This window comes from Streptomyces sp. SID1328 (genome assembly GCF_009865595.1).
Lineage (GTDB): Bacteria > Actinomycetota > Actinomycetes > Streptomycetales > Streptomycetaceae > Streptomyces > Streptomyces griseoluteus.
The window spans coordinates 45,460-62,047 of sequence record NZ_WWKH01000911.1 but is presented as its reverse complement, the minus strand read 5'-3'; the positions used below and the strand labels follow the sequence as shown (position 1 = coordinate 62,047).

The following is a 16,588-nucleotide window of genomic DNA, read 5'->3' as shown; positions in this document are numbered from 1 at the left end:
GCGATGTTGATCAGGAAGAGCTTGCCCCAGAACTTGGTGGCCCTGAGGTAGACCTCCTTCTCCGTGCGCACCCAGGCCGTCTGCAGCCCGGCCGTGAGGGCGGCCAGGGAGATCGTCAGCGGGACGAACAGAAAGTGATAGACGGTGGTGATGCCGAACTGCCAGCGCGCCAGGGTCTCCGGCGCCAACGCCAGTTCCACGTCGTCACCCCTCCTTACTTCGCCGTTCCGGTGCGGCCTTCACCGCTTATGCCCCCCACATATGGAGCAATCCGGTCGGAGCTTGTGAAAGCGTTCACATTCACAAGCCATTATGGCGCACACGTATTCGGCACTCACAAGGGGGCCCCTACGACGAAGGGCCCCGCCTCCCGGCAGGGCCCCTCACCTCATGGACTGCGGTCCGGCGTCAGCCCGCCACCTCGCGGCGGAACGCCTCCGCCGCCTTCAGGAACAGGTCGTTCGCCTCGTTCTCCCCGACCGTCACCCGCACACCCTCACCGGCGAACGGCCGCACGACCACCCCGTGGTCCTCGCACGCCGCCGCGAAGTCCATGGTCCGCTCCCCCAGCCGCAGCCACACGAAATTGGCCTGCGTCTCCGGCACCGTCCAGCCCTGCGCGCGCAGCGCGTCGACCACCCGGGCGCGCTCGCACACCAGCGAGCCGACCCGGCCGAGCAGCTCGTCCTCGGCCTGCAGCGAGGCGATCGCCGCCTCCTGCGCGACATGGCTGACGCCGAACGGCACCGCCGTCTTGCGCAGCGCCGCCGCCACCGGCTCGTGCGCGATGGCGAAACCGACCCGCAGCCCGGCCAGCCCGTACGCCTTGGAGAAGGTGCGCAGCACGCAGACGTTCGGCCGCCGGCGGTACAGCTCGACGCCGTCGGGCACCTCGGGGTCCCGGATGAACTCCCGGTACGCCTCGTCCAGCACCACCAGGACGTCCTTCGGCACCCGGTCGAGGAACCGCTCCAGCTCGGCCCGCCGCACCACGGTGCCGGTCGGGTTGTTGGGGTTGCAGACGAAGATCAAGCGGGTTCGCTCGGTGATCGCGTCCGCCATCGCGTCCAGGTCGTGCACATCGCCGGGCGTGAGCGGCACCTGCACGGGCGTGGCCCCGCTGATCCGCGTGATGATCGGGTACGCCTCGAACGAGCGCCAGGCGTAGATGACCTCGTCGCCCGGACCACTGGTCGCCTGCACGAGCTGCTGGGCCACGCCGACCGAGCCGGTGCCCGTGGCCAGGTGGGAGACCGGGACGCCGAAACGCTCCGCCAGCTCGGCCATCAGACCACCGCACGCCATGTCGGGGTAGCGGTTGAACTGGGTCACGGCCGCCGCCACCCGCTCCATCACACCCGGCAGCGGGGGATAGGGGTTCTCGTTGGAGGACAGCTTGAAGGCGACCGGACCCTCGGCCGAGGCGGGCTTGCCCGGCTTGTAGGTGGGGATACCCTCCAGCTCGGCGCGCAGCTTGGGGCTCGTCTCGCTCACCGCAGTCCTCCTCGCGACCACCGGCGGACCGTCGACGCCGCCGGCATCCAATGCTCCTCACCTTATGAGGATTCGGCGCGCTTGCGTACCGGCGCGTCCCCGCTTCCGCGGCGCCGGGGACATCCCAGGGGCCGCGCCGGGCGACAGGCTGCGCTTTAGGGGGCGCACCGCGCATTTGTCCATGCGCCGGTGGCTCGCGCCGTGGCGCGCATCCCCCGTGAAGGTGAGTTGAGACCTCTTCGAGACATGGGGCCCTTGGCAGGCCCACGCGCCTCGACAAGACACGTCCTGCCATCGGACCAGCCAACTGTCTTGCTTTCAAAGGCCGTTGGGACCTGACGACCATGCAGAAACGTGCCTGTCAATGCATGCATATGCGTCCGCCCTACCCCACCGGAAGAGCCCTACTATCGGCTCGCCATGACAGCAGCAGGGAAGCACCAGGTGAGCCACGCGGAAACCTCCCGACGGGGCAGCCGGCCCGGACGGGCCGGCATCAGAGACGTGGCCGCCGCCGCCGGGGTCTCCATCACAACCGTCTCCGACGCCCTCAACGGCAAGGGGCGGCTCCCGGACGCCACCCGCCGCCACGTCCGCGAGGTCGCCGACCGACTGGGCTACCGGCCCTCGGCCGCCGCCCGCACCCTCCGTACCGGCAAGTCCGGCCTGATCGGCCTGACCGTGACCACGTACGGGGATGAACCTTTCACCTTCACCGAGTTCGCGTACTTCGCCGAGATGGCGCGGGCCGCCACCTCCGCCGCGCTCGCCCGCGGCTACGCCCTGGTCATCCTGCCCGCGACCTCCCGGCACGACGTGTGGTCCAACGTCGCGCTGGACGGCACGGTCGTCATCGACCCCTCCGACCAGGACCCGGTGGTCAGCGAACTGGTCCGGCAGGGTTTACCGGTCGTCTCCGACGGCCGCCCGGCCGGCTCCCTCCCGGTCACCGCCTGGGTCGACAACGACCACGAGGCCGCCGTCCTCGGCATCCTCGACCACCTCGCCGCCGCCGGGGCCCGCCGCATCGGCCTGCTCACCGGCACCACCACGGACACGTACACGCACCTGTCCACCACCGCCTATCTGCGCTGGTGCGAGCGGGTCGGCCAGGACCCGGTCTACGAGGCGTACCCGGCGCACGACCCGTGCGCGGGCGCCGTCGCCGCCGACCGGCTGCTCGCCCGCCCCGACCGCCCGGACGCCGTCTACGGCCTCTTCGACCCCAACGGCACCGACCTGCTCGCCGCCGCCCGCCGCTACGGCCTGCGCGTCCCGGACGACCTGCTGCTGGTGTGCTGCAGCGAGTCCACCGTGTACGCCACCACCGAGCCGCCCATCACCACGCTCTCGCTGAAGCCGCGCCGCATCGGCACAGCGGTCGTGCAGCTCCTCATCGACGCCATCGAGGGGGTCGAGTCGGACCAGCCGGTCGAGCAGGTGATACCGACGGAGCTGATCGTGCGCACCTCCTCCCAGCGCCGTCCGCCGCGCACCACGGTCAGCCCGCCGCGGGCGCCGGAGCGGGGCTGACGGAGAACCGGCCCGAGGGGGGCCCGGAGAGGTCCGCGAGGCGTGGCGGGGTCCGCCGCGCCTCGTCGAACCGGGGCGGACGACCGCCCGGCGGCCACCCGATCCCGGGCGGGCAACCGGCCGGAATCCTGTCCAATCGGCACGAAAGCCCCAGCGATCAGGGACCTCACCGTGATTCACCACCCCTGGGTCATCACATGGCGCGACGCGCGTTCCTATGATGGGCGCACGACACCGCGGGCCGCTGCGACCAGGCAGTCCGAAGCGGTGCAGCTTCGGCGCGATGGTGGAGGGGTCTGATGACTCAGGGGGCCGGTCTGGGACCCGAGACGGAGCGTACGGCGACGTTGCGCGACTTCCGGGTGCCCGCGTACGTCCATGAGACCGGTCCGTACGCCGACGTGCACCCCGGTGACGTCGTCCCTCCGCACGAGGAGGAGCACCCCGACGGGTACACCCCGACCGAGCGCGACCTGCCGGTCATCCAGCGCGGCGAGGCCCTCCCGCCGCCCGTCGAGCCCGCTCCCGCCCCGGCGCCGCAGCCCGAGGAAGGCCCCGGTCCGCTGTTCGTCGTGGGCGACGTCCACGGCTACATCGAGGAGCTGCTGAGCGCGCTGCGGGAGAAGGGCCTGGTCAACGAGGAGGGCCAGTGGTGCGCGGGCACCGCCCGGCTGTGGTTCCTCGGCGACTTCACCGACCGGGGCCCGGACGGCATCGGCGTCATCGACCTGGTGATGCGGCTGTCCGCCGAGGCCGCGGCGGCCGGCGGCTACTGCAAGGCGCTCATGGGCAACCACGAGCTGCTGCTGCTGGGCGCCAAGCGGTTCGGCGACACCCCGGTCAACTCCGGCGCGGGCACCGCCACCTTCCAGGCGGCCTGGCTGCTCAACGGCGGCCAGAAGACCGACATGGACCGCCTTCAGGACCACCACCTCCAGTGGATGGCCCGGCTGGACGCGGTCGAGGAGGTCGACGGCCATCTGCTGCTCCACTCCGACACCACCGCCTACCTCGACTACGGTGACTCGATCGAGGCGGTCAACGACACCGTCCGCGACGCGCTGACCCGCAACGACGCCGACGAGGTCTGGGACCTGTTCCGCAAGTTCACCAAGCGCTTCTCCTTCCGCGACGAGGGCGGCGCCGACGCAGTGCGCTCCCTGTTGGATACGTACGGCGGCTCCCGGGTCGTTCACGGCCACAGCCCGATCCCCTATCTGCTCGGCCAGGTCGGTTCCGAGGAGGGCGAGGAGCGGGGCGAGCCCCACGTCGAGGGCCCGCACGTCTACGCCGACGGCCTCGCCATCGCCATGGACGGCGGCGTGACCATGGCCGGAAAACTGCTGGTCCAGCAACTCCCGCTGGAGGCCTGATCCTTCACCGCGTCGCCCGGCACCAGGCCGGGGCGGCGCGGAAGGGGCACCGGGCATCGCCGCAATTTCCGGCAACCCCCTGTCACCGTGCGGTATGACAGCTCTACCATCGGCTTATCCGTAGCAGGCTCCCCTCCGTTTCTGCCCGACGGCTCGTCACCATGCGAGCCCCAAGCCCTACGGAGCATCGGGGGATGCACATGAACAGCGTTCCGCAGCACCTGCTGAGCGAGGACCGCCGGGAATTCGAGCGGCTCCTCGATGAGGCGCTGCGCTCCGCACCGGACCACCCGGAGCTGTCCGGCATCGGACAGCGGCTCAACCCCGAGCAGTTGCGCACGATGGCGCTCAGCGCCACGGCCCTCATCACGGCGGCGGCCGCCGCCGAGTACCAGCACTACGTCAAGGCCCGCGAGGAGCTGCGCCATCCGGCCCCTGCCGCCGAGACGGCCGTCGCCGGAACCGCCCCGGCGGAGCCGGAGTCGGGCACCCTCGGACTCGCCGCCGCCCTCGGGGAGACGGCCGAGGGCGCCGGTGCGGGCGCCAGCGCGATGGTCGCCGTGCTCGCCCCCGTGCTCGCCGGGACGGCCGCCGTGATCTTCCTGCTGGTCGGCTACATCCTGCGGATGGTCGCCCCCGGCCAGCAGTTCGGCCGGACCATGGTCACCGTCGGCTGGGTCTTCGGCGCCGTGGCGGCGGCGGCGATCCTGGCCGCCGGCGTGGCGCTGCTGCTCACCGCGCTGCGCAACAGCTCCTCCGCCGAGGCCGCCGCCCAGGCGGAGGCCCGTGAGGCGGTGGCACGGGCGGGCGAGGAGTGGCGGGACGCCCTGCTGGAACGCGGCATCCTGCCCTTCCTCCGCGACGCCCTCGCCCAGCCCGGAGCCCCCGCCGCCCAGCCCCTGCCGGCCCCCGGCCCGAGCCGGATGCCCCGCCTGGGCTACGGCCGCCCCGGCTTCACCAGCCCCGACGACGGCACGGCCACCGACCGGCCCCGCTTCAGCAGCCCCGACTACTCGAGCCCGGACTTCGGCGGGCCGGAACACCAGCCGGACTGAGCATCCGGCCGGCGTCCCGTACGACTAGGGCCGGTCCTCCGCGATCGGCAGGTAGACCCGATTGCCCGTGGCCGCGAACTCCAGGGACTTCCTGGCCATGCCCTCCTCGATCTCGGCCCGGTTGCCGCCGTGTTCGCGCCGGATGTCCTGCGAGATCTTCATGCTGCAGAACTTCGGCCCGCACATGGAGCAGAAGTGGGCCGTCTTGGCGGGCTCGGCGGGCAGCGTCTCGTCATGGAACTCCCGTGCCGTGTCCGGGTCCAGGGCGAGGTTGAACTGGTCTTCCCACCGGAACTCGAAACGGGCGTCCGAGAGCGCGTCGTCCCACTCCTGGGCGCCGGGGTGCCCCTTGGCGAGGTCGGCCGCGTGGGCGGCGATCTTGTAGGTGATGACGCCGGTCTTGACGTCGTCCCGGTTCGGCAGGCCCAGGTGCTCCTTGGGCGTGACGTAGCAGAGCATCGCCGTGCCCCACCAGGCGATCATCGCGGCGCCGATACCGGAGGTGATGTGGTCGTAGGCCGGCGCGACGTCGGTGGTCAGCGGGCCGAGCGTATAGAACGGAGCCTCGTCGCAGATCTCCTGCTGAAGGTCGATGTTCTCCTTGATCTTGTGCATCGGGACGTGACCGGGGCCCTCGATCATCGTCTGGACATCGAAACGCCGGGCGATCCCGTTGAGTTCCCCGAGCGTGCGCAACTCCGCGAACTGCGCCTCGTCGTTGGCGTCCGCGATGGAGCCGGGCCGCAGGCCGTCACCGAGCGAGTAGGTGACGTCGTAGGCGGCGAGAATCTCGCAGAGTTCCTCGAAGTTCTCGTACAGGAACGACTCCTTGTGGTGCGCCAGGCACCAGGCGGCCATGATCGAGCCGCCGCGCGAGACGATGCCCGTCTTCCGGTTCGCCGTGAGCGGGACGTAGGGCAGACGCACACCGGCGTGCACCGTCATGTAGTCCACGCCCTGTTCGGCCTGCTCGATCACCGTGTCCTTGTAGATCTCCCAGGTCAGCTCCTCGGCCCGCCCGTCGACCTTCTCCAGTGCCTGGTAGAGCGGCACGGTGCCGATGGGCACGGGGGAGTTGCGCAGCACCCACTCGCGGGTGGTGTGGATGTTGCGGCCGGTGGAGAGATCCATGACCGTGTCCGCGCCCCAGCGGGTCGCCCACGTCATCTTCTCCACCTCCTCCTCGATCGAGGAAGTGACCGCCGAATTGCCGATGTTGGCGTTGACCTTCACCAGGAACCGCTTACCGATGATCATCGGCTCGATCTCCGGGTGGTTCACATTGGCGGGCAGCACGGCGCGGCCCGCCGCGATCTCGTCGCGGACCACCTCGGGAGCGACGTTCTCCCGGAGAGCCACGAACTCCATCTCCGGCGTGATCTCCCCCTGGCGGGCGTACGCGAGCTGGGTGACCGCCCGGCCCGCGCGTCCGCGCCGGGGCTGCCGGGGCCGTCCCGGAAAGACGGCGTCCAGGTTGCGCAGCCCGCCGCGCGGCGAGGTGTGCTTGAGCCCGTCGTCCTCGGGGCGGGCCGGACGGCCCGCGTACTCCTCGGTGTCGCCGCGGGCGACGATCCAGTTCTCCCGAAGCGGGGCGAGCCCCCGGCGGACATCGGTGTCGGCTTCCGGATCGGTGTACGGGCCGGAGGTGTCGTACAGCGTGACCGACTGCCCGTTGGTGAGATGTACCTGACGGACCGGCACGCGCAGGTCGGGGCGCGAACCCGCGACATACGCCTTGTGCCAGCCGATGGACTTCCCGGCCTCCTCGCTCGACGAGTTGTTCGTCGCGTTCTGCGTGGAGGCAGGCGTGCGTGCGTCCTTGTTGGTCATGAGACCTACTCCCTACGCCGGCATTACCCGGTAACAGGTTCGGCGGTCGACGCAGCGATTCCCGTCCGCTGATGTTCACGGGGAACCACGTTCCACGTGAAACATCGCAACGACGGAGGTCAGCGCCCTCTCAGCCCGGTGCTCCGAGCTCCCGCGTGTGCAAAGGTGCCTCCACGCTAGCGCCCCATGTGACGGGATGAACAGTGGGCCTCCCCCGTTCTTGCAATGATCGGGCCGTGACCACGACGCAGCAGCCTCCCTACCCTCCTCCCGGCCAACCCCACCGGCCCGGCCCCGGACCAGGTCCCGACGACGGCGGTGGACATGGGCACGGGCACGGTGGGCACGGGCACGGTGGGCATGGGCACGGCTCTGGGGGCGGTCACGGCCACTCCCACAGTCACGGCCCCGCCGCGCCGGTGTCCAAGCATCTGCGCAAGGTCATCGCGGCCATCCTGATCCCGTTCAGCGTGGCCGTCGTGGTGGGTCTGGTGGTGCTCTGGCCCGGAGGTGCGCCCCCGCACCAGCGCACCGGCGTGGGCTTCGACCGCCAGACGCAACAGGCCACCGTGACCACCGTGACCTCCGTGAGCTGCCAGGTCGGCGGGGCCGGCGGGCAGGCCCCCGTCGGCGATCCCTCCGCCACGGGCGGCGCCCCGGCCGCCCAGGAGGACAAGAAGGGCCCCTGCAAGAAGGCCACGGTCCGGGTCGACACCGGCAAGGACAAGGGCCGCACCTTCACCGAGCTGGTGCAGCCGGACCAGACCCGGCAGTTGCACCAGGGCGACAAGGTCGTGGTCGCCTACGAGCCCAAGGCGCCGAGGGAACTCCAGTACGCGGTCACGGATCTGGACCGCAAGTTCCCCATGGCCCTGCTCGCCGGAATCTTCGCCGTCGCCGTCGTGGTGGTGGGCCGGCTGCGCGGCGTCATGGCGCTGGTGGCCCTGGCGGTCAGCTTCCTGGTGCTGACCCTGTTCATCCTGCCCGCGGTGCTCCAGGGCTCGAACCCGCTGCTGGTGGCGGTGGTCGGGTCGAGCGCGATCATGCTCATCGCCCTGTACATGTGCCACGGCCTCTCGGCGCGGACCTCCGTGGCGGTACTCGGCACGCTGGTTTCGCTGCTGCTGATCGGCGTCCTCGGCTCGCAGTTCATCGGCTGGGCCGCCCTCACCGGCAACACGGACGACAACACCGGCCTGATCCACGGGCTCTACCCGTCGATCGACATGAGTGGTCTGCTGCTCGCGGGCGTCATCATCGGCTCGCTGGGCGTGCTGGACGATGTGACGGTCACCCAGACCTCGGCCGTGTGGGAGCTGCACGAGGCCAACCCCTCGATGGGCTGGCGCGGGCTGTACCGGGCGGGCATCCGCATCGGCCGCGACCACATCGCGTCCGTCGTCAATACCCTCGTCCTCGCCTATGCGGGCGCCGCGCTGCCCCTCCTGCTGCTGTTCTCCATCGCGCAGAGCGGGGTGGGCACGGTGGCCACCAGCGAGCTGGTCGCGGAGGAGATCGTGCGCACGCTGGTCGGCTCGATCGGCCTGGTCGCCTCGGTGCCGGTCACCACCGCGCTCGCCGCCCTGGTCGTCTCGGCGGACCGCCCCGCGACCGGTACGGCGGCTCCGGCGGGCGCCCAGCCCGTCGCGGCATCGGGCGGCCGGGGCCGGCGCCGGAAGCGCTGAGACGGGCGCCGGGGGCGTCGGAGCCCGACCCCTTGCAGAAGCGTTTCTTCAAAGGTTCACGGAGCCCGGTCGAGCGCCTGGCCCCCCTTGGCCCCGCCACTTCAGCCCGCGCTCTGCTCCTCGGCCAGGATGCGGCCCAGCGCCTCGTCGAGGTGGGTGTCGAAGTCGGCCAGCGCACCCTCCTGCCCGAGCGGCACCAGCTTGTCGGTGCGGTCGAGGAACGCCACGAGCGGCGGCGTGGAGGAGCGGAACAGCGCCTGGTCGCCGCCCACCTGAAGCCGGATCAGCACCTCGCCCAGCACCTCGCAGTCGACGGGGGAGATGTGCACATCCCCCTCGCCGCACGGCCGGCCGACCCCGTCGATCATCAACTCCCGGCCGAAGACCCAGGTCACCGGGGCGTCACCGGGCAGATGGAAAGTGAGCCGCACCGCGTAGGGATCACTCGTCTCGTAGCGCAACTCCACCGGAATACGGAAGGAGAGCTCCTCCGAGACGAGAAAGCTCATCATGACTTCTGCCTGTACGGACTCGCGCATCGCCTACCCCGTCATAAGACATCGACTGGCCGGGTTTAATCCCTGACTGGGGTCAAATCTAGCTGAACGTGCATGGCAGATCACAAGGAGTGAGTTTTCAGATGCTGATAGAGAGCGCCAGCGCGCCCACGTGACGCCCCATTTCCGCCTGCAACCTCCTTGTCATGGACGGGAGTTGATCCGCCTGATGGGCCGGGAGCGAAATCGCCATCGTCGCCGCGGTTGTACCGACAGTGATCGGCACCGCCGCGCAGACCGCGCCAAGGGCGTACTCCTGCCGCTCCACCACCGGTTCCATGCGGCGGGTCCTGGCCAGCCGCCTGAGCAGGGCATCGTTGTCGCGGACCGTGTACGGGGTGAGGGAGCGGACCGGGTAGCGCGCGAGGTGGTCGCGGCGGGCGTCGTCGTCCAGTTGGGAGAGCAGGCATTTCCCGACGGCATGGGCGTGTCCCGTCTCGCGGAAGTCGGCCCACTCCGCGACCGCCGGCGTCTCCCGTGAGTCGGCCACGCACATGACCTCGATCTCGCCGTCCCGGTACATCGCGTAGTACACCGGGGTGCCGATCGCATGACGCCAGTGCGCGAGGGTGTCGGCGACCGTGCTGCGACGTTTCTGCTGCGCTCCGCTGCTACTGAGCCGGTCCGCCGCGTCGCCGAGGAAGAACCGCCCCTTGTCCCGGCGCAGATAGCCCTCGTGCACCAGGGTGCGCAGCAGGTGGTACGCCGTGGGGAGCGCGAGGCCCGTCTCGCGGGCGAGTTGCTTGGCGGGGGCGCCGTACTCGTGTGCGGCGACCGTCTCCAGCAGGCGCATCGCGCGCTGGACGGAACCGATGAGAGTCGCCGAGTGCTTGTCGGGGGCGCTGGCGGCGGGTGGCCGCTGCATCGGGGGCGCGCAGGACCGCGCAGGAGCCGGGGGTGCGTGGGGTCCTGCCGGGGCGGTGTCGACCGTGGCCAAGGATTTACTCCCGAAGCGCGGAGGTGGGGGCGGCCCGTGCGGGGTGGACACGGGTGGGGTGCGTGCCGCCCGTGGGGTTCGGGGCCCCACGGGAGTTCCGGACTCTAACCGTCCACCACCGCGCGCGGACGGCCTGCCGGGGAAACTTCCCTCCCCCGAGGGAACCGGCGTTCCGTGTTACCGCCCCGTGTGCCGCTCCCCGTCGCCCCCGCGCGTCACCACTCGCCGCGCGAGGAGGAACCCGCCGTGAACTTCCGCACCACGTAGATGAGTCCGCCGACCAGGGCGACGAAGAGCAGGAGCTTGAACAGCAGGCCGATCAGGAAGCCGACCACGGTCGCTATCAGGCCGCCGAACACCACCAGCGCGATGACCGGCACCGCGACCCACTTCACCCACCACGGCAAGCCCGTGAAGATCTCTCGCATCGCCCTGTCCTTTGCGCTAGCGGTTCTTGATGTCCCGCTTCGATGCTAGGGCCGGGGAGGGCCTCCGTGGGGGTCTCGCACCCCTTGTCGTCCCCTGATCCATCCCCTAGGGAACCCTGAGGTCCGACCCTCAGCCCTCGGGGGGAGAGAACACCACCAGGACCCGCAGATCCTCGCTGATGTGGTGGAACTTGTGGGACACCCCGGCGGGCACGTAGACCACGCTGCCCCGCGCGACCTCAGTGGTCTCCAGTCCGACCGAGACCGAGGCCCGGCCGCTGACCACGAAGTACACCTCGTCCTGGGCGTGGGGGTTCTGGGGGTCGTGGGAGCCGGCGTCGAGCGCGTACAGGCCGACCGACATGTTCCGCTCCCGCAGGAACTGGAGGTAGGCCCCGTCGTTCGCGGCGCGCTCCGCCTCCAGATCGTCCAGCCGGAATACCTTCATCGCCGTCGTCCGCCCTCGCCGCGCCGCCCACTCTGATCCTGGTCTGCAACGATCAGACACATGAAGAATCTCCTAGTCAAGACGATCGCCAACGCGGGCGCCCTCGCGGTCGCCGTGTGGCTCCTCGACAAGATCACCCTCACCGGTGGCAGCACGGGCAAGAAGGTCGGCACGCTGATCGTGGTCGCGCTGGTCTTCGGGCTGGTGAACCTTCTGGTCAAGCCGGTGGTGAAGGTGCTCACCTTCCCCCTGTTCATCCTGACCCTCGGCCTGATCACCCTGATCGTCAACGCGCTGATGCTGCTGCTGACCTCGTGGGTATGCGGGCAGCTCGACCTGAGTTTCCACGTGGAGGGGTTCTGGACGGCCGTGCTCGGCGGTCTGATCATCTCCATCGTCTCCTGGGCGCTGAACCTCGTCCTGCCCGACGAGGACTGAGCCGGTCATGGCCTACCGCGTCTGTTTCGTGTGCACCGGCAACATCTGCCGCTCCCCGATGGCCGCGTCGGTCTTCCGGGCGCGCGTCGCCGAGGCCGGGCTCGACGGCCTGATCGAGGCCGACAGCGCCGGCACCGGCGGCTGGCACGAGGGCGACGCCGCCGACCCGCGCACCGTCTCGGTCCTCGACGAGCACGGCTACGGCACCGAGCACATCGCGCGGCAGTTCCAACCGTCCTGGTTCGGCCGGCTCGACCTCGTGATCGCCCTCGACACCGGCCACCTCAAGGCCCTGCGCCGCCTCGCCCCCACCGAGGAGGACGCCCGCAAGGTACGCCTGCTGCGCTCGTACGACCCGTCGGCCGGCGCCGACCTCGATGTCCCGGACCCTTATTACGGGGGCCGCGACGGCTTCGAGGAGTGTCTTGAGATGGTGGAGGCGGCGAGCGCCGGACTGCTCGACTCCGTACGCGAACATCTGGAGGAACGGCCCGTATGAACGACACTGCCGCGCACCCGGACTCCCCCGGCGACGGCACGCGCGCCGTTCGCGCCGGCCTTCCCGAGCCGGTGAAGCACGAGCCCACCCTGCCGGGGCCCGTCTTCGCCGCGCACTTCCACCTGCCCGGCGATGTGAGCGGCCCGTACTCCTACGGCCGCGACGGCAACCCCACCTGGACCCTGCTGGAGCGGGCCATCGGCGAGCTGGAGGCGCCCGGCGCCGACGACGCCGAGACGCTGGTGTTCGCCTCCGGCATGGCGGCGATCTCCGCGGTGCTCTTCTCCCAGCTCAAGACCGGCGACACCGTGGTGCTGCCCTCGGACGGCTACCAGGCGCTCCCCCTGGCCCGGGCCCAGCTCGAGGCGTTCGGCATCGAGGTGCGCACGGCGCCCACCGGTGGTGACGCCCAGCTCGACGTGCTCGACGGGGCGAAGCTGCTGTGGATCGAGTCGCCGTCCAATCCGGGGCTCGACGTGTGCGACATCCGGCGGCTGGTGGAGGAGGCCCACGCCCGCGGGGCGCTGGTGGCCGTGGACAACACCCTCGCCACGCCGCTCGGGCAGCGTCCGCTGGAGCTGGGCGCCGACTTCGCCGTGGCCAGCGGCACCAAGCAGCTCAGCGGGCACGGGGATGTCCTGCTGGGGTACGTCGTCGGCCGCACGGGTGAGCCGATGGACGCGGTGCGCCGCTGGCGGAAGATCGTCGGGGCCATCCCCGGCCCGATGGAGGCGTGGCTCGCCCATCGCTCGATCGCCACGCTCCCGCTCCGCGTGGACCGCCAGAACGCCACGGCGCTCGCGGTGGCCGAGGCGTTGCGCGGCCGTCCCGAGGTTTCCGGCCTGCGGTATCCGGGGCTGCCCGACGACCCGTCGCACGAGGTCGCCGCGCGGCAGATGCGCCGCTTCGGGTGCGTGGTCTCCTTCACGCTGCCCACACGCGAGCGCGCCGAGCGGTTCCTGGAGGCGTTGCGGCTGGTCGAGGACGCGACGAGCTTCGGCGGGGTGCGGTCCACGGCGGAGCGGCGCGGCCGCTGGGGCGGAGACGCGGTGCCTGATGGGTTCATCCGCATGTCGGTCGGGGCCGAGGACGCCGAGGACCTGGTGGCGGACGTGCTGCGGGCCCTGGACAGGTCCGCCGAGTCCGCCGGCTGAAAGCGGTGCGGACGGTCCGAGCCTCCCCCCTCGTGGCTCGGACCGTCCCCGGTTCCGCGCGTGAAGAACCGCGCGAACAACGTTAGTTGACTGTACGTCAGTGTCCAATCACGGTAACGACAGAGACCTATCGACTTATTTATAGTTGGGGCCTGCCCGACCTGCCCGAGGAGGCAGGGAAAGGGGGGCCCGCCATGGACCTGGCCCTGCTGCGGACCTTCGTCACCGTGCACCGGGCCGGCTCCTTCACCCGCGCCGCCGCGCTGCTGGGCCTATCCCAGCCCGCCGTCACCTCCCAGATCCGCACGCTGGAGCGCCAGCTCGGCCGCCCCCTCTTCCTGCGTCAGGCACGCGGGGTGACCCCCACGACCATCGGTGACGAACTGGCCCACAAGGCCGCGCCCCATCTCGACGCCCTGGTCGAGATAGCCGAGAGCGGCCTGGACGACGAGTTCTCGCTGCGCACCCTGCATCTGGCCGGACCCCCGGAGTTCACCACCGAGCGCGCCCTGCCCGCTCTGACGGAGCTGACCGGCGCCGACGGCCAGGGCTTCGCCCTCCGCGCCTCCTTCGGCACGGCGGAGGAGGTCCTGGAAGGGCTGGCGGCGGGCCATCACGAGCTGGCCATCAGTACGGTCCGGCCGCGTGGTGCCCTGCTGAGCGCTAGCGCACTCTGCGACGAGGAGCATGTGCTGGTCGCCGCCCCGCGCTGGGCCGAGCGGCTCGGGTCGGACGCGCTGCGGGGGACGGGGGCGGCCGCGCTGAAGAACCTGCCAGTGGTCGAGGTCCACGAGTCGCTGCCTTTCGTCTCGCGCTACTGGGCCTCCGTGTTCGACACCCGTCCGGGCGCCTCGGGGACGGTCATCGTGCCGGACCTGCGCGCGGTGCTGGCCTGCGCTGCCTCGGGGGCGGGGCTCGCGGTGCTGCCCCGCTATCTGTGCGCCGCCGCCCTCGACCGGGCCGAGCTGGTCCTGTTGCACGACCCGGCCGTGCCGCCGCTGCGGACCTACTTCCTGGTGGTGCGCACCGGCTCGCTCGCGCTGCCGCATGTGGCGCGGGCGCACGAGTGGCTGCGACGGGCCGCCTCACGGTGGTGCTGAGCGGGCATTCCTCCGCGAATGTCTCCCCGCGAGGAGTCCGGGGCCGCCCGCGAGGTTTCACGTGGAACCGGCCGGGCCACATTGTTCCCATGACCGTCCGACCCGTGGTCAAGCGCACCGCCCGCGCCGTCCTGCTGGACGGTGACGACCTGATCCTGATCAAGCGCACCAAGCCCGGTGTCGATCCCTACTGGGTCACCCCCGGTGGCGGGGTCGAGCCCGAGGACCCGACCGTCGTCGACGCGCTGCACCGCGAGGTGTACGAGGAACTCGGCGCCAAGATCTCCGATGTCGTGCCCTGCTTCGTGGACACCGTGGAGCACATCGGCGAGGACGGCGGCGCGACCGGCGTGAAGGTCCAGCACTTCTTCGTCTGCCGCCTGGAGTCCATGGACCCCTCGCTCCGCCACGGCCCCGAGGTGGAGGAACCGGCCGGGGAGTACGAGATCGTCCGCATCCCGTTCAACCGGGTCGGCATCGCCTCCGTCCACCTCGTCCCGCTGTCGCTGCGGCACTATCTGGACGGCAACATCGAAGGCGTCCGCGCGATGCACGCCCCCGACCTCGGCTGACCGGGGCCGCTCAGGAGCCGGTGACCACCAGGTCCTCGACCGGGTCGTGGCGTATGCGGGGTGCCGGTACGCCGAGCGCCTGCAACACGGAGACACCGCTGCGGATCATGTCCGGCGGGCCGGAGAGATAGGCGTCGTAGTCCCGCCAGGGGCCGCTCGCCCGCACGGCGTCGTGCAGATGGCAGTCCTCCCGGTCGATGACCGAGCGGACGGATATCCACGGGTGGGCCTGCCGCAGCCGGAGCAGAGTGTCGATGTCGTACAGGTCGTGGTCGTTGCGGGCGCCGTAGAAGACCTCGACCGGGCGGCGAGTGCCGTGCTCGGCGACCTCCTCGACCATGGCCTTGATCGGGGCTATGCCGGTGCCGCCGCCCAGGCAAAGCAGGCCGCTGTCGGTGGCGTGGTCGACGCTCATCGAGCCGACCGGCGGCCCGAGACGCACCACGTCACCGGGGCGGGCGCGGTGCACCAGGGCATGGGAGACCCAGCCCGCCGGAACCGCCCGCACATGGAAGGTGAGCAGGCCGTCGGCGCGGGGCGCGGAGGCGAAGGAGTAATGCCGCCACACACGCGGCCACCAAGGCGTCTCGACGCTCGCGTACTGCCCCGCCAGGTAGGGGTACGGCTGGTCGGGACGCAGCGTGATCACGGCGACGTCGGGAGTGCGCAGGTCGTGGGTCACGACCTCGGCGTGCCACCAGGGCGGAGCGTCCCGCCCGTCCGTCTCGGCGGCCTGGATCATGACCTGGGAGATGGTCGCGTAGACCCGGCCCCAGGCCGCCTCCGTCTGTGGGTTCCAGGTGTGGGTGGCGTACGCGCTCAGGGCGCCGATCAGACACGCACCGACGGCCGGGTAGTGCTCGGGCTGGGTGCCGTACTTGCGGTGGCCCCGGCCGAGGTTGCGCAGGTAGTCGACGAGTACCGGGGTGTTGTCGATGTGTTCCGCCGCGGTGAGCAGGGCACGCAGCAGCCGGTCCCGCTGGGTGTCCATCGCGGGCGGGAACAGGGGGCGCAGCTCCGGGTGGCGGACAAAGAGCAGGGCGTAGAAGTAGGAGGTCACCTTGTCGGCCAGGGGCGCGATCTCTGCCATCGTGCGGCGGATGAGCAGCGCATCCCAGGATGCCTGCGCGCGGGAAGGCGCCGTAGCGTGCCGTGGCCGTCGGTCGACGCCGTCGGCCGTGCCGTCGTCCCCCGATGGGGTGGCCGGAGCTTCCATGTATGCCCTCGCTCGCACTCCTGCGGCGGTCTGCGCTCTCCCGCTCGGAAGCGCGTGATCCCCGCCGGGCGGGATGACCGCAGCACTCGTTCCGCAGCGTGGCACCGTGGGCCGGTATCGCGTCCCATTACCCGGAAAGACAGCTCCGGCGGGCTTCGTCCGATTACGCTGTAGGTCGCCACGACCGGCCGACGTTTCACGTGAAACAGCGCCGGCCGTCAGTGGTTTGCCCCAAGCGGAGAAGCTGGCCGGAACCGGTAAGAGGTCTC

17 protein-coding genes and 1 riboswitch are annotated in these 16,588 nt (G+C 70.9%); of the genes, 9 read left to right on the top strand and 8 right to left on the bottom strand.

The window, feature by feature from the left end; genetic code table 11:
* Both GT030_RS29340 and hisC read right to left on the bottom strand, forming a co-directional pair.
* A partial coding sequence (locus tag GT030_RS29340) for a cytochrome ubiquinol oxidase subunit I (RefSeq protein ID WP_161203672.1) occupies window positions 1-200 on the bottom strand: 200 nt, incomplete at its 3' end.
* Window positions 201-408: 208 nt separating this feature from the next.
* Window positions 409-1,494, bottom strand: coding sequence for a histidinol-phosphate transaminase (hisC, locus tag GT030_RS29335; protein ID WP_161203671.1), 1,086 nt, complete (start codon window positions 1,492-1,494; stop codon window positions 409-411).
* A 420-nt stretch (window positions 1,495-1,914) separates the two neighbouring features.
* Between hisC and GT030_RS29330 the strand changes: the two genes are divergently transcribed.
* The 3 genes from GT030_RS29330 (at window position 1,915) to GT030_RS29320 (ending at window position 5,455) form a co-directional block, all read left to right on the top strand.
* Entirely contained in the window at window positions 1,915-3,027 is a 1,113-nt protein-coding gene (locus tag GT030_RS29330) for a LacI family DNA-binding transcriptional regulator (protein WP_161203670.1), read from the top strand.
* 299 nt (window positions 3,028-3,326) lie between these two features.
* Entirely contained in the window at window positions 3,327-4,400 is a 1,074-nt protein-coding gene (locus tag GT030_RS29325) for a metallophosphoesterase (protein ID WP_161203669.1), read from the top strand.
* Between the two features lie 194 nt (window positions 4,401-4,594).
* Window positions 4,595-5,455 (top strand): hypothetical protein, encoded by an 861-nt coding sequence (locus tag GT030_RS29320; RefSeq protein WP_161203668.1) that lies wholly within the window; start codon window positions 4,595-4,597, stop codon window positions 5,453-5,455.
* A 24-nt stretch (window positions 5,456-5,479) separates the two neighbouring features.
* Here GT030_RS29320 and thiC read toward each other — a convergent pair whose 3' ends face one another.
* Complete coding sequence (gene thiC, locus GT030_RS29315; protein WP_161203667.1) at window positions 5,480-7,285, bottom strand: phosphomethylpyrimidine synthase ThiC; 1,806 nt, start codon at window positions 7,283-7,285, stop codon at window positions 5,480-5,482.
* Window positions 7,278-7,450, bottom strand: a riboswitch (TPP riboswitch). (Overlaps the previous gene by 8 nt.)
* Window positions 7,451-7,521: 71 nt before the next feature.
* Between thiC and GT030_RS29310 the strand changes: the two genes are divergently transcribed.
* Window positions 7,522-8,970 carry a YibE/F family protein gene (locus GT030_RS29310; protein WP_161203666.1) on the top strand — a complete coding sequence of 483 codons (1,449 nt, stop codon included), beginning with the start codon at window positions 7,522-7,524 and terminating at the stop codon, window positions 8,968-8,970.
* A gap of 101 nt (window positions 8,971-9,071) precedes the next feature.
* Here the strand turns inward: GT030_RS29310 and GT030_RS29305 are convergent, their stop codons facing one another.
* The 4 genes from GT030_RS29305 to GT030_RS29290 form a co-directional block, all read right to left on the bottom strand.
* Window positions 9,072-9,509, bottom strand: coding sequence for an SsgA family sporulation/cell division regulator (locus tag GT030_RS29305; RefSeq protein WP_030806138.1), 438 nt, complete (start codon window positions 9,507-9,509; stop codon window positions 9,072-9,074).
* A 97-nt stretch (window positions 9,510-9,606) separates the two neighbouring features.
* The gene (locus tag GT030_RS29300; protein WP_202460701.1) at window positions 9,607-10,464 is read right to left on the bottom strand and encodes an IclR family transcriptional regulator C-terminal domain-containing protein; all 858 of its coding nucleotides are present in this window, start codon (window positions 10,462-10,464) and stop codon (window positions 9,607-9,609) included.
* Window positions 10,465-10,679: 215 nt separating this feature from the next.
* Window positions 10,680-10,892 carry a DUF5326 family protein gene (locus GT030_RS29295; protein ID WP_161203665.1) on the bottom strand — a complete coding sequence of 71 codons (213 nt, stop codon included), beginning with the start codon at window positions 10,890-10,892 and terminating at the stop codon, window positions 10,680-10,682.
* A 130-nt stretch (window positions 10,893-11,022) separates the two neighbouring features.
* Window positions 11,023-11,340: a cupin domain-containing protein gene (locus GT030_RS29290; protein ID WP_161203664.1), complete on the bottom strand. Its 318-nt coding sequence runs from the start codon at window positions 11,338-11,340 to the stop codon at window positions 11,023-11,025.
* A gap of 60 nt (window positions 11,341-11,400) precedes the next feature.
* Between GT030_RS29290 and GT030_RS29285 the strand changes: the two genes are divergently transcribed.
* The 5 genes from GT030_RS29285 to GT030_RS29265 all read left to right on the top strand — a co-directional run bounded on the left by GT030_RS29285 (window position 11,401) and on the right by GT030_RS29265 (window position 15,103).
* Window positions 11,401-11,778 (top strand): phage holin family protein, encoded by a 378-nt coding sequence (locus tag GT030_RS29285; protein ID WP_161203663.1) that lies wholly within the window; start codon window positions 11,401-11,403, stop codon window positions 11,776-11,778.
* Between the two features lie 7 nt (window positions 11,779-11,785).
* On the top strand, window positions 11,786-12,277 hold the full coding sequence (locus GT030_RS29280; RefSeq protein ID WP_161203662.1) for a low molecular weight protein-tyrosine-phosphatase: 492 nt from the start codon (window positions 11,786-11,788) through the stop codon (window positions 12,275-12,277).
* Window positions 12,274-13,431, top strand: coding sequence for a cystathionine gamma-lyase (locus GT030_RS29275; protein WP_161203661.1), 1,158 nt, complete (start codon window positions 12,274-12,276; stop codon window positions 13,429-13,431). The genes GT030_RS29280 and GT030_RS29275 overlap by 4 nt, the downstream gene beginning before the upstream one ends.
* A 194-nt stretch (window positions 13,432-13,625) precedes the next feature.
* Window positions 13,626-14,531, top strand: coding sequence for a LysR family transcriptional regulator (locus GT030_RS29270; protein WP_161203660.1), 906 nt, complete (start codon window positions 13,626-13,628; stop codon window positions 14,529-14,531).
* An 89-nt stretch (window positions 14,532-14,620) separates the two neighbouring features.
* The gene (locus GT030_RS29265; RefSeq protein WP_030806115.1) at window positions 14,621-15,103 is read left to right on the top strand and encodes an NUDIX hydrolase; all 483 of its coding nucleotides are present in this window, start codon (window positions 14,621-14,623) and stop codon (window positions 15,101-15,103) included.
* A 10-nt stretch (window positions 15,104-15,113) separates the two neighbouring features.
* Here the strand turns inward: GT030_RS29265 and GT030_RS29260 are convergent, their stop codons facing one another.
* Window positions 15,114-16,541 carry a globin domain-containing protein gene (locus GT030_RS29260; protein WP_237522885.1) on the bottom strand — a complete coding sequence of 476 codons (1,428 nt, stop codon included), beginning with the start codon at window positions 16,539-16,541 and terminating at the stop codon, window positions 15,114-15,116.
* Window positions 16,542-16,588 lie beyond the last annotated feature (47 nt).